At 62.9% G+C, this 19,901-nt stretch carries 19 protein-coding genes and 1 pseudogene; 15 read left to right on the forward strand and 5 right to left on the reverse strand.

The window, feature by feature from the left end:
* The first annotated feature begins 23 nt into the window (after positions 1-23).
* The 10 genes and pseudogenes from TEP_RS07485 (at position 24) to TEP_RS19830 (ending at position 10,856) form a co-directional block, all read left to right on the forward strand.
* Positions 24-437 carry a TrbC/VirB2 family protein gene (locus tag TEP_RS07485; protein ID WP_132824814.1) on the forward strand — a complete coding sequence of 138 codons (414 nt, stop codon included), beginning with the start codon at positions 24-26 and terminating at the stop codon, positions 435-437.
* Positions 430-738, forward strand: a complete 309-nt coding sequence (locus TEP_RS07490) for a VirB3 family type IV secretion system protein (protein ID WP_132826475.1) — start codon at positions 430-432, stop codon at positions 736-738. Before TEP_RS07485 ends, TEP_RS07490 begins: the two co-directional genes overlap by 8 nt.
* 86 nt (positions 739-824) lie before the next feature.
* Positions 825-3,272: a VirB4 family type IV secretion/conjugal transfer ATPase gene (locus TEP_RS07495; protein ID WP_132826476.1), complete on the forward strand. Its 2,448-nt coding sequence runs from the start codon at positions 825-827 to the stop codon at positions 3,270-3,272.
* A 52-nt stretch (positions 3,273-3,324) separates the two neighbouring features.
* Positions 3,325-4,128, forward strand: a complete 804-nt coding sequence (locus TEP_RS07500) for a hypothetical protein (RefSeq protein WP_132824815.1) — start codon at positions 3,325-3,327, stop codon at positions 4,126-4,128.
* A gap of 48 nt (positions 4,129-4,176) precedes the next feature.
* A complete protein-coding gene (locus tag TEP_RS07505; protein WP_132824816.1) occupies positions 4,177-5,313 on the forward strand; it encodes a type IV secretion system protein in 1,137 nt (378 codons plus the stop codon).
* A gap of 81 nt (positions 5,314-5,394) precedes the next feature.
* Positions 5,395-5,877, forward strand: coding sequence for a DUF4189 domain-containing protein (locus TEP_RS07510; protein ID WP_240790748.1), 483 nt, complete (start codon positions 5,395-5,397; stop codon positions 5,875-5,877).
* A 467-nt stretch (positions 5,878-6,344) separates the two neighbouring features.
* A pseudogene (locus TEP_RS07515) lies at positions 6,345-7,458 on the forward strand (IS3 family transposase).
* 320 nt (positions 7,459-7,778) lie between these two features.
* Complete coding sequence (locus TEP_RS07520) at positions 7,779-8,315, forward strand: hypothetical protein (RefSeq protein ID WP_032952144.1); 537 nt, start codon at positions 7,779-7,781, stop codon at positions 8,313-8,315.
* A 57-nt stretch (positions 8,316-8,372) separates the two neighbouring features.
* Positions 8,373-9,389 carry an XVIPCD domain-containing protein gene (locus TEP_RS07525; protein WP_132824817.1) on the forward strand — a complete coding sequence of 339 codons (1,017 nt, stop codon included), beginning with the start codon at positions 8,373-8,375 and terminating at the stop codon, positions 9,387-9,389.
* A gap of 525 nt (positions 9,390-9,914) precedes the next feature.
* Complete coding sequence (locus TEP_RS19830) at positions 9,915-10,856, forward strand: hypothetical protein (RefSeq protein WP_240790649.1); 942 nt, start codon at positions 9,915-9,917, stop codon at positions 10,854-10,856.
* Positions 10,857-10,917: 61 nt separating this feature from the next.
* On the opposite strand, the gene TEP_RS07535 is transcribed toward TEP_RS19830, so the two are convergent.
* Together TEP_RS07535 and TEP_RS07540 are read right to left on the reverse strand one after the other, a co-directional pair.
* Entirely contained in the window at positions 10,918-12,240 is a 1,323-nt protein-coding gene (locus TEP_RS07535) for an XVIPCD domain-containing protein (protein ID WP_132824818.1), read from the reverse strand.
* On the reverse strand, positions 12,237-12,890 hold the full coding sequence (locus TEP_RS07540) for a hypothetical protein (protein WP_132824819.1): 654 nt from the start codon (positions 12,888-12,890) through the stop codon (positions 12,237-12,239). The genes TEP_RS07535 and TEP_RS07540 overlap by 4 nt, the downstream gene beginning before the upstream one ends.
* Positions 12,891-13,373: 483 nt before the next feature.
* Between TEP_RS07540 and TEP_RS07545 the strand changes: the two genes are divergently transcribed.
* Positions 13,374-13,880, forward strand: coding sequence for an N-acetyltransferase (locus TEP_RS07545; protein ID WP_132824820.1), 507 nt, complete (start codon positions 13,374-13,376; stop codon positions 13,878-13,880).
* Between the two features lie 30 nt (positions 13,881-13,910).
* Here the strand turns inward: TEP_RS07545 and TEP_RS07550 are convergent, their stop codons facing one another.
* Complete coding sequence (locus tag TEP_RS07550; protein ID WP_132824821.1) at positions 13,911-14,348, reverse strand: acetyltransferase; 438 nt, start codon at positions 14,346-14,348, stop codon at positions 13,911-13,913.
* A 105-nt stretch (positions 14,349-14,453) separates the two neighbouring features.
* Entirely contained in the window at positions 14,454-15,176 is a 723-nt protein-coding gene (locus tag TEP_RS07555) for a hypothetical protein (protein WP_206140197.1), read from the reverse strand.
* A gap of 221 nt (positions 15,177-15,397) precedes the next feature.
* Between TEP_RS07555 and tadA the strand changes: the two genes are divergently transcribed.
* From tadA to TEP_RS07575, 4 genes are all read left to right on the forward strand, one after another.
* The gene (tadA, locus tag TEP_RS07560) at positions 15,398-15,922 is read left to right on the forward strand and encodes a tRNA adenosine(34) deaminase TadA (RefSeq protein ID WP_132824822.1); all 525 of its coding nucleotides are present in this window, start codon (positions 15,398-15,400) and stop codon (positions 15,920-15,922) included.
* A 75-nt stretch (positions 15,923-15,997) separates the two neighbouring features.
* Positions 15,998-16,570 carry an oligoribonuclease gene (gene orn, locus TEP_RS07565; protein WP_025879267.1) on the forward strand — a complete coding sequence of 191 codons (573 nt, stop codon included), beginning with the start codon at positions 15,998-16,000 and terminating at the stop codon, positions 16,568-16,570.
* A gap of 114 nt (positions 16,571-16,684) precedes the next feature.
* Positions 16,685-17,557, forward strand: a complete 873-nt coding sequence (locus tag TEP_RS07570) for an EcsC family protein (protein ID WP_132824823.1) — start codon at positions 16,685-16,687, stop codon at positions 17,555-17,557.
* A 167-nt stretch (positions 17,558-17,724) separates the two neighbouring features.
* Positions 17,725-18,840 carry an alkene reductase gene (locus tag TEP_RS07575; RefSeq protein WP_132824824.1) on the forward strand — a complete coding sequence of 372 codons (1,116 nt, stop codon included), beginning with the start codon at positions 17,725-17,727 and terminating at the stop codon, positions 18,838-18,840.
* A gap of 134 nt (positions 18,841-18,974) precedes the next feature.
* Here the strand turns inward: TEP_RS07575 and TEP_RS07580 are convergent, their stop codons facing one another.
* Positions 18,975-19,868 (reverse strand): mechanosensitive ion channel domain-containing protein, encoded by an 894-nt coding sequence (locus TEP_RS07580; RefSeq protein WP_025879264.1) that lies wholly within the window; start codon positions 19,866-19,868, stop codon positions 18,975-18,977.
* Positions 19,869-19,901 lie beyond the last annotated feature (33 nt).

Raw genomic sequence — 19,901 nt, forward strand, 5'->3', positions numbered from 1 at the left:
TCCATCAACAAGGAAACCCAACCATGAAGCGATTCAATCTCGATGTCGACCAGGCCCAGCGCACGCTGAAGACCATGCTGATGGCTGTCGCCTTCGCCGGCGTGCTGTTCGCCCCGCAAGCTTTTGCCGGTACCGATTACGGCGGCACCGACGAGCGCGTCTGCGGGTTCTTCTCCAACGTGAATGGTTTGCTTAACATGGCATCGATCGCCGTGGTGACCATCGCTGTGGTCTTCGCCGGCTACCAGATCGCCTTCGCTCATAAGCGCATTGGCGATGTGGCCCCGATCCTGATCGGTGGCGTGCTGATCGGCGCTGCCGGTCAGATCGCTCGCATGCTGCTGGGCAAGGACGCGGGCAGCTGTGAGGGTGTCGGTGCTGCTGCCGGGATGGCCCTGGAAGTGGCCAAGCATGCCGGCCACTTCTACGGTGCATAAGAACGTCGTGTTTCGCGGCTGCACCCGCCCCGCGATGTTCTTGGGCGTGCCTTACCTGCCGTTCTTTCTGGTGGCAGGTGGGCTGCTGTTGCTCAGCATGTATACGAACTTCTGGTTCCTGCTGACCATCCCTGTCGCGATTTTCATCATGCGCCAGATGGCCAAGCGCGACGAGATGATCTTCAGGCTGCTGGGGCTGCGGCTGATGGTCAAGCTCAGGGTTCGCAACGTGCGTGAACACGAAGGCATGTGGGTGTTCAGCCCGAATCATTACCGCAACAAGCCGGCTCGCATGGATTGAGCGCCGGCACGGGACCGGCTGTCGCAGTGCGATCGCCGGTCTCGCCAATGGATTTTCTTAAGCATCACCCCTTTGGAAGCAGCCGTATGTTCAGTCCAGACACGTCCATCAGCGAATTCATTCCCCTGTCGTCGCATGTCGCCCCGAACGTGGTGAAGACCACGGGCGGCGACTACCTGTTGACCTGGCATCTGGAAGGCTTGCCGTTCGTCGGTCGCGAGGAATGGGAACTCGAACACCGGCACAACACCTTTAATCGCCTTCTGCAGACATTGCGCGCGCCGGATTTTGTCAACGTCGCCTTCTGGGTGCATGACATCCGCCGCCGCCGCACGCTGAAGAGCAGGAGTACGTTTAAGCAGCGCTTCAACCAGGACGTGTTCGACCAGTACATGGGCATGCTCTCCTCGCAGCGCATCATGCAGAACGAGCTTTACCTGACGATGATTTACCGCCCGGTCGTGACCGGTAAGCGATTTGTGGAAAAGTCGGCCAATATCGACAAGCTGCGTGCCGAGCAGGAACAGGCGATCGAGAAGCTGATGGAGCTGGCCGGCAACGTCGAGGCGGTGATTCGTGACTACGCGCCGTATCGTCTGGGCATGTATGAAGCCAAGAATGGCCTCGTGTTTTCGGAGACGCTGGAGCTGTTCGGCTACATCGTCAACCGCATCGACGAGCCCGTACCAGTGCTGTCGGCGCCGGTGAAGGATTTTCTGCCGGTGAGTCGCCATATGTTCTCGGCGAAAACCGGTGACTTCGTCATCAACACCCCTAATGGCGTCAACCATTTCGGTGCCATCCTGAACATCAAGGAGTACGCCGAAGGGACCTACCCGGGAATTCTCAATGGCCTGAAGTACCTGGACTTCGAGTACGTCATCACCCATTCTTTCAGCCCGATGGGGCGTCAGGACGCGTTGAAGGTGCTGGACCGGACCAAGGGCATGATGATTTCCTCCGGCGACAAGGCGGTCAGTCAGATCGTCGAGCTCGATCAGGCCATGGACCAGTTGTCCTCGGGCAATTTCGTGCTGGGTGAGTACCACTTCATGATGGCTGTCTTCGGCGACAGCCAAGCCAAGCTCTCGCAGAACATCGCCACCACCCGCGCCGAATTGTCCAACGCCGGTTTCGTTTCGACGAAGGAAGACCTCGCAGTTACTTCGTCGTTCTACTCGCAGCTGCCGGGCAACTGGCGCTATCGTACTCGCTTGGCCAATGTCAGTTCGCTGAATTTCCTGGGCTTGTCGCCCCTGCACAACTTCGCCACTGGCAAGCAGCACAACAATCCTTGGGGTGACTGCGTCACCACGCTGCAGACCACCAACGGCCAGCCGTACTACTTCAATTTCCACGCCACCCATCCGTCAGAGAACTCGCTGGGTGAGAAGGCGATCGCCAATACCATGGTCATTGGCAAGTCGGGCACCGGCAAGACTGCTTTGATCAACTTTCTGCTCAGTCAAGTGCAGAAGTATGATCCGTCGCCGACCATTTTCTTCTTCGACAAGGATCGCGGCGCGGAGATATTCGTGCGCGCCTGTGGTGGCAACTATCTGGCGCTGGAAAATGGTGCGCCCACCGGCTTCAATCCATTCCAGTGCGAGAATAGCGAGTCCAACGTGCAGTTCCTGGCCGACCTGATCAAGGTGCTGGCCGGCAAGCGCGAATACAGCGCCCGCGAAGAGGAGGACATCTTCCGGGCGGTGGAGAGCATGCTGGATACTCCGTTGCACCTGCGGAGCATGACCAACTTCCAGAAGAGCCTGCCGAACATGGGCGACGACGGTCTGTACGCCCGTATGCGCCGCTGGACATCGGGAAATTCGCTAGGCTGGGTATTCGATAATCCGATCGATACCGTGGATCTGAGCAAGGCCAACATCATTGGCTTTGATTACACCGACATCATCGACAATCCCGAAGTGCGTGTGCCGGTTATCAACTATCTGCTGCACCGTTTGGAATCGCTGATTGACGGCCGCCCACTTATTTATGTGATGGACGAGTTCTGGAAAATCCTGGACGGCGAAGGTGGCTTGAAAGAGTTTGCGAAGAACAAGCAGAAGACCATTCGTAAGCAGAACGGTCTTGGCATCTTCGCCACGCAGAGTCCGGAGGACGCGCTCAAGAGCGATATCTCCGCAGCGCTGATCGAACAGACTGCGACCTTGATCCTGCTGCCTAACCCGAACGCCAGCAAGAGCGACTACATGGATGGCCTGAAGCTCACCGAGGCGGAATTCAAAGTCGTTACCGCGCTGGACGAGCGCTCCCGTTGCTTCCTGGTCAAGCAGGGCCATGCATCCAGCGTGTGCCAGCTCAACCTCCGCGGTATGGACGACATCCTTTCAGTGATTTCCGCGTCCACCGACAATATCGACATCATGCACCGCGTTCTTCGTGACACGGCCCTTCGCGAGAAGGTGCTGGAGTCGGAACTGACCCCCGAGCAGTGGTTGAGCGAATTCTACAAGAAGCGCAAGGGTTCCGGGAAACCTGCACAAGGCAGCCAGGATGCTGCCGCATGATCGTCGTACAAGCCCGCCGGTAATGCGCCATTCGAATCCGATGGAGAAGAACATGGAAACTTACACCCCGAAAGAGCAGACCCGGCGGCGGCATTTCCGGATGCGACTGAGCGCGCTTGCCCTGTCGTGCGCTCTTACCCTCAACGCCCCCGCCCCTGCATACACCATGCCCGTGGTGGAAATCGGCATGAATCTCTACAACGCGATCATGACCGAGATTCACACGCTGACGGCACAGGCGCAGGCGGCGTACGAGTATGGCGAGAACGCTTTCCGTTTTACCAAAACCTTGGCCAACTGGGCGCAGAAGCTGGCGCGCTTCCAGCAGTTGATCGCATCGCCAATGATGCCGACTGGCTTGGATTTGCAGCCGGTTAAGGAAGATTGGAACGTGCTGGAGCGCTGCGGCGGCACCCCGCTGCTGAGCGTGAGCGGGATGATGTCAGCCTTGAACCTCACTTCTGAAGACGATATCGCCAGCCAGCAGATGAAGATCTGCGCCACCATTCAGGTGCTGCAGAATCGCAAATACAACGAGACGGTGGCGGTCATCCAGAAGACCCTGCCACAGATGAAGGCAGTACTCGACAAAGTTGCCACGATCCGCAATCTTTTCTCGGATGAAGAAGGTCCGATGAACGAAGTGATGGCCAACGCGGCGCTGACCCAGAACTACATGGATTCAGAGTTCATGGCGTGGGAAAGCCAGATCAAGATGTACGACCAGTACATCGGTGTCCTGCAGCAACGGCAGCAGTTGCTTGCCGAACGCGCACTGAAGGGGAGCAAGGAAAACAAGAGCCTGCTCAATCCGCTGGTCAAGACTGCGGCGCTGAAAGCGGCGCTGGATCTGTAATCTCACAGCGCCAAGGCGACGCTGTGGACATATCAATCAGGTGATGTCATGAGTCTAGGGATGGTAGATGGGTTGTTCAGTCAGGGGGCGCTGCAGTGGCTGCAGAACTTCCATGTCGACACCTCGTTGGGCGACTTCGTTTTCTTCAAGCTGATCCTCAACTACCTGCACGAGAAGATCTCCGATTTCGGTGTGGGCCTGCTGGGGCGGATGATGAAGTGGGTCGGCTCCATCGCCTTGACCCTGATGACGCTGTGGGTGTTGATCCAAGGTTTCCGCATCGTGACCGGGCGCAGCCGCGATTCTATGATGGTACTGGTCACGAACATGGCCCGAGCGGCACTTATCGTCTCCATCGCCACCAGCATGGCAATGTTTGGTCAGAAGCTGCACGATTTTCTGAACACCGATGTCAAGAATGAGATCGCCTATCTGATCACTGGTAAGCACGATGCGCCTGAGGACATGATCGACAAGAACCTGGGCTACATGCAGGTTGCTCTGGCTGCCGTGGATGCACTGGATGTGATGGGCGACGTGCCGCTGGATCAGTCCAAGACACGCGCGATGTGGTTCATTGGTCTCGGGACGGGGGGGCCGGCAGTGACCGCGGGTGCGATGCTGCTGCTTTATGAGATTGCATTGGCGCTTTTCATCGGGCTTGGGCCATTGTTCATTCTGTGTCTGCTATTTGATCAGACCAAGCAGTTGTTCCAGCGATGGTTGATGTACGGCATAGGCACCATGTTCTCGATGGGCGTGCTGGCCGCGATGACAACCATTGCGATGGAGATGGTGACGCGTGTCGCGATCGCCTTCTGGGGCAGCACGTTGCTCGGCAAGTTGGTGGGTGAAAATTTCTCCGACGGCATGTCGAGCGTAGCTATGCAGCAGGGAGGCATGGGTCTGATTCTCACAACGCTCATCCTGACCGCGCCTCCGATGGCTGCAATGTTCTTCCAAGGCACTTTGGGCAGCTTCATGGCATATTCGCAGATTGGCGGCGGTGCCGCCGGTGCGCCGAGTTCGGATGGTCGCCCGGCAGGTACCTATACGCCAGCGGCTCCGTCGAAGGGGGCCGAACATGCGGTTGATGGAAATGCCAATCGTGTTGGCACTCCGACAATTCCCATGCCACAGTCGGATGGCGGGCTAACCAGTGGCAAGTTCGGCTCCGCTAAGTAGCTGCCCAGATTCGAATGCTGATTTGAGGGGATGAAAATGGTTGGCTGTTCAGTGTTTATTAGGGCCCTCGCGCCGATCCTGATGCTTGCTGGGCTCGGGGTCTCAGTGAGCGCGTCAGCGGAAGGCGGATGCCCTGCTGGCTCTTATCCCATCGGCGGGCAGGGCGTGCAAGGCTGTGCGCCTATTCCATCGTCAGGTTCCACTTCTTCGGAAGGCCCGAGGCCAAACGGACGATGGATCAAGACTTGGGGCGCAATCGCATTGTCACCTGATGGGGCATCGGGTGCGTCAACTGGAAAGCACACTAAAGCTGCCGCCTCGCGCGAAGCGGAAGGCGTATGCAGCGCAAGCGGCGGAAAAGAGTGTCGAGTCGCATTCACATACAAGAATCAATGTGCCGCTGCATCTGTCCCCACCTCTGGTGCAGGTGGGACGAGCTTCGGACGGGCGGAGACAGAAGAGATTGCAAAGGATCTCGCCCTCAAACAATGCCAGCAAGGCGGTGGGATTGGTTGTAGGGTCGTATTTTCAAACTGTAGCGAGCCCGAGTTTCAATCTTTCTGAGCTTTGCGCCTAACTGAGTAATCACCAGTTTTTATGCCGTCAGCAATCTCTCATTGGACTCGTGGTGGACTGCGCAATGACTAACGTCAGCTACGCTGTTAGAGCTGACCACAAAAGCAATGGTTGACACCACTTGCCTAGCTGCCTTCTAGATTGTCAATGGCAGTAGGCTCCTCAATAGCCTGACTCTGCCGAATTGCAAATAGGCGGCACGGAACTGATCCTGATGTCGCCAACTTTGGCCCTGCCCTGCCGAGAACTGCTGTTTTTCTTGAGGGTATATTCGCATTTGCTTGCCGCCCGCCGCTGCGCCGCTCCGGCGGTCTCCCGAGGGGTGCGCATAAACCCTCAGCGCCTTGCAATGGGCTAGGATAGGTAGATTCAGTTGGCAGAGGCGTAAGCTCCCCCGGCAGCCAGACACCCGATAAGTAGAACTTTCTGGCATCTTTAACCAGCCAGGAAGTTGCATGCGCACATCAAAATTCACCGAGATTCAGATCATCACGATCCTCAAGCAGGGCGATGCCGGGCTTGCGGTGAAGGATCTATGTCGACAAGCCGGTATCAGCACGGCGACGTACTACCAGTGAAGAGCATGTACGGCGGGTTTGAGGCGTCCGAGCTTCGTCGGGTCAAGGACCTCGAAACTGAGAACGCCAAGCTCAAACGCATGTATGCGGAAATGGCGCTGGACAACGCAGCGCTGAAGGACCTGATCGCAAAAAACTGTAGGACCGGGTCAGAAGCGTGAGGCTGTGCGTTTCCTCACCGAAGTGCACGCGCGTCCCCTGAGGCGGTCCTGCAGTTACGTGGGTTTGTCTCGTGCGGCCTGGTATGCGCCGCCACTGGACTGGACTGTGCGCGATGCGGAGTTGATCTCGGCATTGGCCAGGCTGGTCGAGGAACGCCGAAGTCGAGGTTTCTGGAAGTGCAGCGACTAACGCCGCAGGAAGCGACCAGATTGGAATCCGAAGCGGATCTATCGGGTGTACAAGGCGATGAAGCTCAACCTGAGAAGGGCCGCCAAGCGCCGCCTGCCAAAGCGTGAGCGGGTGCAGCTATATGTTCCCAGGCATCCGGATACCGTCTGGTCCATGGACTTCATGAGTGATGCGCTGGCCTGCGGCAAACGATTCCGAACGTTCAACGTGGTTGATGACTTCAACCGCGAGGTGCTGCACATTGAGGTGGATGCCTCGCTCAACTCCGGTCGTCTGGTGCGTGTGTTCGAGCAGCTCAAACGTGAACACGGATTGCCGCAGGTTCTACGGTCGGACAACGGCCCTGAGTTTCTGGGCGAAGCATTCACCCAGTGGGCCAAGCTCAGCGGCGTGGCGCTTAGATACATCCAACCTGGCAAGCCCAACCAGAATGCCTTCATCGAACGCTTCAAACCGCACCTTCCGCGAGGAGGTCCTGGACCAGCACCTCTTCGCGCGCCTTGAGGACGTGCGCGAGGCGGCGCATTGGTGGATGATCGACTACAACGAGATTCGTCCACATGACTCGCTCAGCGGCATGAGCCCCGTCGAGTACCTTACCGCTCACGTCAGAAGCTCTACTTTAGAAGTGTCTGCTTGACGGGGGAGCTTACGTGCGGACCCGGATTTTGTGACTGGTGGCTCCATTTCAGGCTTGCGCTCTTCGACGCAATAGACCTCCTCGCGCTAAGCTCTCCTGGCGTCAGAAAAATGACGCTTCGGCGCTACCGATTGCAGGAGCTTTTCCGTCCATGAGGACCCTGTCTGCCCGTCCGACGGGTGACGCTTGCCACCATCGCTGCCACGGTGCTCCCGGAGCTATCATCCGCATCTGCAGGGTGACCGGCGCGGCCGGGCAACGCCACCGTGCCCGTTATCAACCCGGGCATCGGCAAGACGACATTGAAGGAGTGGGAGGGGATGGACGACAGGTTTGGCGCACACATGGACGATGCCCTGGCATTCGTTCCGTCCGGTGCGAACCTGCTGGAAGCCGTCAGGGGCGAGCTCAACGGCGATGGCATCGAGTACCAGCTGCTGGTCATCGACCAGCCGACGCCGGAAGGGCTGGTGCCTGGTCAGCACGGACCAAACCGGGTGCTGCTGTTGCTGCGCGGTGACGGGCGCGGGCGCTGGCAGCTGGCCGCGCGCAACGACAAGCTGGTGCCGTGTTCCACCCGCGGTGGCCTGGCTGGCGACCCTTTTGCGTATGCAATGGTTGAGGAAGACACCTTCAGCGTGATCACCAACGGCGGCAGCCGCGAGCGCTGGAGCAGCACGTACCGGTTCCGCTACGCATCGGCGGACAAGGCGTGCTGGGTGGATGGGGTGAGACGCAAGGTCGTGGATATCGAGACCGAAGCGACCAACATCCGGGATTTCTCGGTGGCGGAACTGGGCAGGGTGCGGTTCGAGGACTTCGACCCGTCCAGCGTCGCCGAGGTGTCGCTTCCATGAGCCAAGCTCCAACCGGCGGAAAGGAATCCGCGCTGATGAACATCCAGGAGTTGCACTGTGTCGACCGATAGAGAGTCGCAACTGCTGCGGCAGGCGACGAAAGGCGGCATCGACTCCCCCCTTGAACTGGCCAATTTCATGGCCCAGGCAGGGCACGAGTCGCGTGGCCTGAGCCGGCTCAACGAGAGTTTCAACTATACCCGGGGCATCTCGCAGATCCCGGTCGAAGCGGCGTGGCGCAATGGCACCGAGGCGCTGGAGTCTGCGCGCCAGGAAGCCCTGCGGGGGCGTCCGGATGACCTGGCCGAGCTGATGTATGGCGGCCGGATGGGCAACGACGCGCCCGGAGATGCGCTCAAGTACCACGGGCGCGGTTATCTGCCGCTGACCGGCAAGGAAAGCTACGAGCGCGCCGGCACTGCGCTGGATCTGGATCTGGTCAACCAGCCCGAGCTGGCATCGCAGCCGGAACATGCAGGTCGCATCGCGGTGTGGCAGTGGCAGAACCGTGTGCCGGAACACGCGCGCGAGGACGTGCGCGAGGCGACCTACGCCATCAACGGTGCCGTCAACGGGGTGGAGGACCGGCTCAAGCGTTTCGAGGCGTGGCAGCAGAAGCTGACCCCGGACGTGATGGACCGGCTTGCCCGCGGCGAAGTGGGCGAACCTGCACAGTTGCCCGAGCGCGCGCGCGATATGTCCGATCCGGCCCATGCCGGCAACCGGTTGTTCACCGACGCACGGGGTCATCTGCAGCAGATGGGGCCGCAGAGTGGCCTGCGCAGCCAGCAGGAACTGGACAATACGGCCGGAGCCTTGGCGTTGAGCGCACAGAAGGCAGGGATGAGCCGTATCGATCACGTGGTGGCCGGTACCGACGGCAGGGCGCTGTTTGCGGTGCAGGGCGTCATGGGGGACCCTGCGATGCAGCGCTCGATGGTGCAGCGTGAGGCCGCTGCCCAGCTGCCGCTCGAGCAGAGCAGCCAGCAGTTGGCGGCCGAAGCCTCTTCCCGCCAGGAACAGACCGCTTCGGTCACCCGCGAGCAGGAGCAGAACCGCCCGCGATCGCTGTAATCTGGGCACCGCCCGGCAGGTCGGAGACCGGCGGGCCCATCGCACGACACCGAGCACCCTCGGGTGCCTACATGGATCTCTTTGTAAGGACACAACATGCGAAACACGTTCCTGCGTTCCCAAGCGGCCCAGCGTGGCCGCGCTCCGGCACTGTGGCTGCTGCCGCTGGGACTGGCTGCCGCCATGGCCCACGCACAGCAGGCACCGGACGCCCCGGCGGCTCCCGCCGTCGAGGAGGCGGTGCCAGCACAGGTAGTGGCCGCGGCGGACCCGCAGACGCCCGCTGACACCGCAACGGATGCTGTTCCTGCACCGGAACCCGTCGCTGCGCCCGAGCCGGCGCCGTCCCCACCGCCAGCACCCGCACCGCAGCCGGCATCGACGACGGACGCTGCTCCAGAAGCCGTCGCCGCCGAACCCGCAGTTGCGCCAGCGCCATCGCCCGCGGCAGCACCAGCGGCCGACATTACCTCTGCCAATGCTGCGCCCGCTACGCCTGTCGCAGCCCCACCGGCTTCCACGCAGGTGCCGGCCCCCGTTGCCGCTGCTGCACAGGTGCCCGACACCGCACAGGCCCCGGCACCAGTCCCGCCGTTAGCCCCAGCCCCTGTCACACCACCGATTATCCCGCTCGCACCGGACCAGGCCGCCGAGCGCCAGCTCGGTGCGCGCTGCCCGGTCGATCTGGCCGGGCGCCTGGCACCGCAGGGCGATCTGATGATCGGCGCCTGCCAGGGCGCGTTGCCTCCGCACCTGGCGGCGCTGCTGGTGGCCTTGCCTGAGCAGGACATCCACCTGCCGCGCAGCTGGCGCGAGCGCGAAGTGCGCCAGAAGGCGTGGTTCAAGGCCGTGGCCGGCATGGGCCAGCGCCCGGACTTCATCGCCCGCCTGGGAGACATCTGGGTGCGTTCGTTTGAAGGCGCGGATGCGTCGACGACCACCTACCTGGTCTCGGCGCCGTTCGACTGTGCCGATGGCGCACTTCCAAACGAGAACACCGCAGAGCCCGTCCGACTCGCAGCCGGCAGTTGCGGGCAGGCCTACGTCCGCCAGCGCGTGTACCAGGTGGGCAGCGATGGCGTCCCGCAGGACATCACTGCAATGGCAATGCCGGCGGCACCGTCGATCGCCGAGGCCGATCGTGCCCGTCACCGCGCCCGCGAAGGCAAGGTCATCCTGGATCACAGCAAGTTGCAGTACAGACCGGCGATGCGCTGGTTCGTGCAGTACCCGGAGTCACCGCAGAAGACCGGTCCGCATAGCTTCAGCGACTGGAACCGTGAGCACCTGTCCTTCGTGGTCTGGAACGGCACGGGCTTCGAGCTGCGCGATACCGTGACGCGCGCGCAGTGGCCGTGCGATCCGGTGGCGCCGGGCGACAAGGCCTGTGGCGGTTTCCCGGACTCGGGTCCAGATGCGTACGTGCTGGCAGGGCCGGCGGTGAGCTCGGCGGTTTCCAGCCCCTGATCGACCGCGGAAATGACGGGAGCCGGCAGTGCCGGCTCCCGTCTTCATTCCAGCAAGCGTCTCAGGCGTGCAGGCTGCGTTGGATCGCCTGGGTCTGTTCCAGCTGCTGCTCGCGCGCCAGGGCCTGACCGGCAGATTGCTGCTCGATGCGCTGGCTGCTCTGCTCCAGCGGCGTGTTCATCGCAACGGCTGTGTCCACCGATACACGCAGATGGGCAGGGTCACCCCCCTGGCCCTGCACCGCGAAGCTGCGCGAGGCATCGGCGTTCATCACCACTTCGTCGATGCGCTTGCCGCCCGCGGCATGCATTTCGGCGGCCAGGCTGCCGGCCAGCTGCGTACTCATCACATCCGGCACGCGGCCGACGCGCACGTCCTGTGCATGTACGCCACGGATCGCGTCGTTGAATAACGGATTGCCCAGATGATTGGCATCGTCCATGCGCAGCATGCTGGTGTGATGGCCGTTCTTCTCCGCTTCGCGGCGTGCCGGCTCACCGGGCTGCAGCGGGCCACGGATGTGGTCGTACAGATCGATTGCTCCGCCAGGGATGCCGCGTGCAGTACGGGTGACGCCGCGGCGCAGTGATTCCACGTCGTCGCGGTACTCCTCGATCATCTTGGCGTTGTCTTTCGCCAGTTGCTGCGTTTCCGGATGCTTCAGTACCGAGCCGTCGTTGAGGAAGTTGCCCAGTTTGTGCGCGCCGAACGAGCTGCCTGCTGCAAGGATTGGACGATCCGGGATCAGGTCGCGCAGCGGGTGGTTGCTGAAGCCAGCCGCTGACAGCCTCTTGATCTCATCCGGGTTGGCGTAGATGCGTACCTGGCCGAAGTGGGGCGAAGCAGCACTGACCGGATCGGACGCCATGACGTGGTTGATCATGGTGTTGCCGCCTTCGGGGATGCGGTAGCTGAGGCTGACCGCACCATAGGCGTTGAAGGTCTCACCCTTGACGTTGAAGTGGTGCGAGGTGATCTGGGCAAGGGCGCCGCCGAGGGAGTGGCCGGTGACGGTGACCTGGGGAGCATGTGCACCATTCAAGCGGGACTGGAGTGCGGCAGATTCAAGCGTTCTCTGGGTCAATGCGATCGCGTCAGGTGCCTGTACATTGGTGCGCGCTACCACCATGCCGCCATCGGTCAGGATCGCATCGCGGGCAATATCCTCCGTGCCACGATGGGCAATGACGATCTCTTTGCTGTCTACGCGCTGATAGACGGTGCCCTGATAGCCGTTGAGCCGGTTGTCGACATGCTCGAGTATTTTGTACTCATGGCCGTTGAGCGTGACCTTTTCTTCCTGGCCGGGTGCACGTCGGCCGACGGCGCGGTCCTTGTAGGCGTCATCGGATAACGCAGCGTAGTCCTGGGAGGTGATGGTCACGGTGCCACCTCACTCGCAGAAAGGCTGATCGTGAACAGCTTGTCCTGCAGGTCGGCGGCATAGCCGCTGCGATCAGGCTCACCACTGGCCGGGAAATTGGGAACGCGATCTGCCCGCGGATAGACCAGATCCGGATAGTAGAGCGTATGCGCGCTGCCGTCGGTCAGCGGCTTGGCATCGACGAAGGTCAGGAAGCGAGTTTCATCTTCGGCGCCGGTTGCTTTCAGCATGGCACCGGCTCCGCTGAATTCCCATCTGCAGACGCCGCGGCCGTAGTAGTCCTCATCCAGCATACGGTCCACATACAACGTGCCGCGATACTCGCCATCGGCAACCTTGCGCAGCTGCACCGGTTCCTGGCTGGTGATGCGCGCTGCGGTGCCTGTGGCGGGCTCGATGTGACCGCACTGGTCTTCGTTGATGACGTCGTACTGCGCGACGCCCTCGACCACCGCGAAATCGCCGGGGGCATCCTTCAGGCGCAGCACCAGTTCATAGGCCTTGCGCGGGCTGGGGTTGAGCTTGGCGAGGCCACGCCCGCCCTGGGCGACATCGGCTTCGGCAGCGGCACGTTCCTGGTTCATGGCGGACTCCGGGTTGCAGGCGGTCAATAGAAGCAGAGCAAGGCACGGAAGCATCTTGGGGCGCAATGTCGGCCTCCCTGGGGCATAGAGGGATATATGGAGCAGGCCACTCTCCGCGCGAGATTCTGCGCAGTGATCATGGTTGAGAGTAACGCGTCACGCAGATCGACCCGGTAGCGCGTCGGGTTTTTCTCGCCGCTTGCGCCATATCCGGCAATCTCTTCGATGCGCGGGGGACATGCATCAGGAGCGATTCGACGTTCATGCGCTCCCTTTGGCGTGATACGGCGTGGTACATCCATGTCCATGCATCCTTCCCTGGTGACAGGTCCGGCGATTATGGAGTGCCCGGGAAAGCTGGCGCCAGCCGTCTCTGGACAAGGGGGGCGATTTATTGACGCATTCGGCGAAGGGTGATGCCAGTGAATCGACTGCGGCACAGGCGATTCGATAGCGCCAAGGCGTCTGAATGTCGCGATCGGCCCTCACTATCAATTTGTGACTTGAATCATGAATTCACACCTTCGTTACCCTGACAAAGTGCCTGCCATGAACCTTGCAATCCGCCCAGAATCCATCGACGACCATGTCGCCATTCACAAGCTCACCGAAATGGCGTTCCGCGATGCTGTCCACAGCAGCCATACCGAACACCACATCGTCGACGCATTGCGTGAGCGTGGCGAGCTGAGCATGTCGCTGGTGGCAGAGGATGCGGGCCAACTGGTGGGTCATGTCGCGCTGTCCCCGGTCAGCGTGCAGGACGGCAGCCAGGGCTGGTTCGGGCTCGGGCCGATTTCAGTGCTGCCGGAGCAGCAGGGGCGCGGCGTGGGCACGGCATTGGTGCGGGCCGCGATCGAGGCTCTGCGCGAGAAGGGCGCGCGCGGCTGCGTGCTGTTGGGCGAGCCGGCCTACTATGGGCGCTTCGGCTTCCGTGCCGTGCCGGATCTGCTACTACCCGGCGTGCCGGCGGCATATTTCCAGGCTCTGTGCCTGCAACCACCGATGGCACAGGGGGAGGTGCGTTACTCGCCGGCGTTCGACGTGGTTGCCTGACCGGGGAACGGCCGGCGTTCCAACGGCCGGTCAGCCTGGATGGCGCAGGTGGATGAGGGGATACGGACGACCCTGCGAATCCACCGGCGAGCGTCCGGTTTCGATGAAACCCATGCGCCGATAGAAGCCCACGGCCTGCGCATTCTGCGCGTTGACGTCGGTGGTCAGTTGCGGCTGCAGTGCCAGCGCATGCTGCAGCAGCTGGCGGCCGATACCGGTTCCGCGCACGTCGGGATCGATGAACAACGCTTCCATGTGCGAGCCGTCGATCAGCATGAAGCCCTGCGGCTGGTCCTGGTCGCCGACGGCCACGACCATCGGGGCCTGTGGCAGGAAGCCGGCAACTTCAGCGTCGATCGCCTGACGGTCTTCGGCACTGAGGAAATCATGGGTGGCGTCGACGGCCCGGCGCCAGAGATCGACGAGAGCGGCGCCATCGGTGGTGCGGGAAGGGCGCAGGGTGGTCATGGGATCGGCCGAGGTGCTTTGCAGTACCCGGATTGTACCGGTGCGACACCCGCAAACAGAAAGCCCCGCCGAAGCGGGGCCTTGGATGTCACTGTTCGCCGCGCCTTACTGCACGGTGCAGCCGGACAGTGCCGGGAAGCCGATGACTTCGCCATTGCCGGTGCAGGCCAGCGTGACCTTCTGGCCCTTCTTCAGGCTGGCAGCCATGTCCTTGGGCAGGTCGCTGGCCTGTACGAAGCCGAACGGCTTGGCGCTCAGCTGCACGACCGGCTTGTCCATGAAGTCCGAGCTGATCGAGTCGACCGTGCCGGAAACCAGCAGCGCCTTGCCCTTGTACTTGCCATCGGCAGCGATCTCGTTGTCCTGATAGTCGCTGAACATCGTGGTGGCGGTCACTTCCACAGCCGAGGCGGAGGCCGCAGCGGCATCGTTGGTGACGGCGGTGGCTGCCGGTTCTGCAGCCTTGGCGGCAGCATCTGCCTCCGCAGCGGCGGACGAGACGCTGGCTTCAGCAACGGCCGCATCGTACTGGCCCTTGCTCTGCGCGCTGATGCCGCTCACCGTGCCGGCAAAGATCGCCAGGCCGACGAAGTACACGATCGGCGAAACGATGATCGAGCCGAGCAGCTGGAACAGGCCCTTCATGGCGCCGCCCTTGGCCATCGCGACGATGGCGAGGATGAAGGCCACCAGGTTCAGCGGCCAGCCCAGGAACAGGCCCAGGCCGGGGAACGGGACGAGGAAGCACAGCCAAGCGATCGCCAGCGTGATCCATGCGGCTTTTCCGGCAGGGCTGGCCTGCACGGTGGTTTCTGCAACTGCGTTCAAAACTACCCCCTGTAGAGATCGAAAGGTGAAATCGCTGCCAGCAAGCAGCAGTGCACAGTCGTCAGATGACGAAACGCGGTCGTAGCGTGAAGGAGTCTTCACAGCAGATCAAGCGGCGATGCAGCGTTTGCCGGTGCGGCGCTTCGCATCCGCGCATCGGAAGCGCCAAAAGGCCTGCGTTACACTACGCGCGCGCTCATTCCTTGAATCCGAGAAACGCCATGACTGATACCTTGGGCGTGCCGGTGCACGACGTCGACGAGAGCTGGATGCGCCACGCATTGGCATTGGCCGAACGTGCGCAACGCGAGTTTGACGAGATCCCGGTCGGTGCGGTGCTGGTGGGTGCCGACGGTCAGCTGCTGGGCGAGGGCTGGAACCTCAACATTGCCTCGCACGATCCCAGCGCGCATGCCGAGATCGTGGCCATGCGCGAGGGCGGGCGGATGCTGGCCAACCACCGCCTGATCGGCAGCACCCTGTATGTCACCCTGGAGCCGTGCGCGATGTGTGCGATGGCGATCGTGCACGCACGCGTGGCGCGCCTGGTCTACGGTGCCAGCGACCCCAAGACCGGCGCCTGCGGCAGCGTGTTCGATCTGGTCGCTGATGCCCGCCACAATCACCGGGTGGAGGTCCATGCCGGCGTGCTGGCCAAGGAAGCGGGCAACCGGCTGACCAACTACTTCAGGGCCAAGCGTGGCAAGTCGCCGCTGCTGCTGGAGGACCACGCTGGCGAGGGCTGAGTGGCGAAAGGGTATGATGGCCGCCACTTTCCATTACCGGCCGGCCTCGTGCCTGCCCAGCAAAGAGGCGACACGATGGCAGAGAACGGCGCGGCCAACGAGCGGCTGATCTGGATCGACCTGGAAATGACCGGGTTGGATACTGACAACGATTCGATCATCGAGATCGCCACCGTGGTCACCGATGCCCAGCTCAACGTGCTGGCCGAGGGCCCGGAGTTCGCCATCCATCATCCGCTGGAAACGCTGGAAGCGATGGACGAGTGGAACCGCAACCAGCATCGTCGTTCGGGCCTGTGGCAGCGCGTCATCGACAGCACCACCACGCTTGGCCAGGCCGAAGCGCAGACCGTGGCCTTCCTGGCGCAGTGGATTCCGGCCGGCGTGTCACCGATGTCGGGCAACTCCATCTGCCAGGACCGCCGCTTCCTGCACCGGCAGATGCCGCGGCTGGAAAAGTACTTCCACTACCGCAACCTGGACGTGTCCACGGTGAAGGAACTGGCCAAGCGCTGGGCGCCAAGCGTGGCTGCGGGCGTGGGCAAGAACAGCAACCACACCGCACTGAGCGATGTGCACGATTCGATCAACGAGCTGCGCCACTATCGCCAGTTCATGGGCGCGCTGTCGGGGCTGCCGAGCCCGTGAGGGGGAGTGCCGGCCGCTGGCCGGCAATCGCCTGATCCCCGCCGGCGGCGCAGGGTTGTCGTCCAGCGGCCGGCACCACCCTGCGTTCAACTCCCTGGCGCTAAGATCGGCCGCATGAACGAGCCCATCCTGCTGCCCCGCGATATCGCCCACGACGCTGGTGACTGGTCTGACCTGCAGCGGGCGGTAGCACTGCTGGAAGCCCCCACGATCACCGCGCGCATGGCCAACCTGGTCGGAACGCCGCTGGAGTTCGCGGTGAAGGCGCTTCCCACCTCGGTGTCCAACCGCATCCACGGTGCGGTGCAGGCGGCGTTGTCCAAATCGGTGCAGGCCGCGCTGTGGAGCATGGACAACACCCCTGGCAAGGGCGCCTCGACACGTTGGCACAAGCTGGCGGCGGCGACGTCCGGCGCGGTGGGTGGGGCGTTCGGTTTCGCTGCGCTGTTCATCGAGCTGCCGGTGTCGACCACGATCATGATGCGCGCGGTAGCCGACGTCGCCCGCAGCGAAGGCTTCGATCTATCGCAGTTCAGCACCCGCCAGGCCTGCCTGGAGGTGTTCGCACTGGGTGGCAATTCGCCGCGCGACGATGCCAGCGAGACCGGCTACTACCTCGCCCGTGGTTTCACCACCGATGTCATGCGCCACCTCTCGGCCGAACTGGCCGGGCGCGTGGTGACCGGACGTGACCTGACCCTGGGCGTGGCGCCGAAGGAAGCCGGCAAGCTGCTGGCCAAGGTGGTGGAAAAGGTCGCCGCCCGTTTCGGCGTAGTAGTCACCGAGAAGTTTGCCGCGCAGGCGGTACCCATCGTTGGTGCGGCGGCCGGCGCGACGCTCAACACCATGTTCACCGACTACTACCAGGACATGGCCCGCGGCCATTTCATCGTGCGCCGGCTGGAGTTGAAGTACGGCGAAGAGGTCGTGCGCACCTGCTATGACCGCATCGCCCACGGCGGGGCGTTGATCGAGCCGACGTTGTAACGGTGGGGTCAGAGCCCTTTCCTTCGGGAAGGGATCCGACCACGACCGCCGCAGGGAAGGGCTCTGACCCTTGCCTGCCAGGCACAACTGTTTTGCGCGGACGCGCCTGTTGCGCGCGCAGCGCCATCCCCATCCTTGTCGGCAATCCCCCGCAAGAGAGTACCGCCATGTTGTTCACCCCCCACCGCCTGGGCGCGCTGACGCTGCCCAACCGTATCGTGATGCCGCCGATGACCCGCTCGCGCGCGGCTGCCGGCAATGTCGCCACCGCACAGATGGCCGAGTACTACGCCCAGCGCGCTGGTGCCGGGCTGATCGTCAGCGAAGGCACCCAGATCAGCCCGCAGGGCCAGGGCTATGCCTGGACCCCGGGCATCCACAGCGACGAACAGGTGCAGGGCTGGCGCAGGGTCACCGATGCCGTGCACGCGGCGGGTGGGCGCATCTACGCCCAGCTCTGGCATGTCGGCCGTGTCTCCCATGTGGCCCTGCAACCGGACGGCGCGGCGCCGGTCTCTTCCTCGGCACTGCTGGCCGAAGGGGTGAAGGTCTTCGTCGACCCGACCGGCGCCGGTCCGGAATCCGGCGTGAGCGAAATGATCCAGCACTCGATGCCGCGCGCGCTGGGCGAGGACGAGATTCCGGGCATCGTGGCCGACTATGCGCAGGCCACCCGCAATGCACTGGCTGCCGGATTCGATGGCGTCGAACTGCACGGCGCGAACGGCTACCTGATCAACCAGTTCATCGACTCGCAGGCCAACCAGCGTGCCGATGGCTATGGCGGCGCGCTGCGCAATCGCCTGCGCTTCCTGCGCGAGGTGGTGCAGGCGGTGGTCGATGTCGCTGGCGGCGAGCGTGTCGGCGTGCGTCTGGCGCCGCTGACCACGCTGCAGGGGGCGGTGGATGACACGCCGCAGGCGACCTATCTGGCTGCCGCGCACCTGCTGGGCGAGCTGGGTGTGAGTTACCTGCACATCGCCGAGGCCGACTGGGAGGATGCCCCGTTGATGCCCGTCGCGTTCAAGCAGGCGCTGCGGATGATCTATCCGGGCACGTTGATCTACGCCGGCAAGTACACCGCCGAGCGAGCCAGGCAGGCGCTGGAGGAGGGCTGGGCCGACCTGATCGGCTTCGGTCGGCCGTTCATCGCCAATCCCGATCTGCCCGAGCGCCTGCGCACCGGCGCAGCGTTGAATTCGCCCGATCGCGCGACGTACTTCGGTGGTGGCGCGGCGGGATTCACCGACTATCCGGTGCTGGAAGAGGCAGTCGAGGCCTGAAGCAGCGTCCGCCGGGCATGGCCCGGCGCTACCCGTGCCGACCGGTTGAGCAGGTAGCGCCGGGCCATGCCCGGCGAGCGCGCAGCGCGGGATGAGGCAATGCCGCCGGGCCATGCCAGGCGCCACCGCAGTGGTCAGGGCTTGTCGCGCACCAGTGCGTCGGCCTCGACCACGCCGCCATCCTTGCCATGCAGGTACAGGTGCATGTCCTGCTGCGGATACGGGATGTTGATGCCGGCCTTGTCGTAGCCCAGCTTGATCTGTTCGAGCAGGGTGACCTTGGTGCCGAAGTGATCGGCCGACTTCACGTAGCAGCGGATGCCCAGATTGATCGCGTGCGCACCCAGCTCGTACACCACCACGTCCGGTGCCGGCGTCTGCAGCACGCGCGGGTCGGCCTTCATCAGGGCCAGTGCGGTATCACGTGCCAACTGGATGTTGTCTTCGTAACCGATGCCCACCACCAGCTCGACGCGGCGGGTGGGCTCTGCGGTGAGATTGATGATCGGTGCGGCGGTGATCAGCGTGTTCGGAATGGTGGTGTGCTGGTTGTCCGCGCCGGTGATCACGGTCTGGAAAATGCGTACCTCGCGAACCGTGCCGGTCTGCCCGGCGATGGTCACCACGTCGCCTACGCGGAACGGACGCAGGGTCACCAGCATCACGCCGGAGGCGATGTTGGACAGCGAATCCTTCAGCGCCAGGCCAACGGCGAGGCCGGCGGTACCGAGCACGGCCAGCAGCGGAGTGATCTGCACGCCCAGCGTGCCGATGGCCAGGATCACCACGATCACCAGCGAAGCCGCGTAGACCACGTTGCGCAGGAAGCTGCCCAGCATCGGGTCCACGCCCATGCGCGAGGTGGCGCGCGGCATGGCATTGGACAGCCGTCGTGCCAGCCACATGCCGACCAGCAGCACCACGATGGCGGCCAGCAACGGCACGCCGTAGGTCTCCAGCAGGCGTTCCCAGTCGAGTGAGCGGAACCAGGAGGTCGTGGCGGGGGAGGGAGGGGCAGCGGCGATCATTCGGACTCCTTTGCAGCGGGAACAGGTGCGACG

It is taken from the genome of Stenotrophomonas sp. TEPEL, from assembly GCF_004348785.1.
GTDB lineage: Bacteria > Pseudomonadota > Gammaproteobacteria > Xanthomonadales > Xanthomonadaceae > Stenotrophomonas > Stenotrophomonas indicatrix.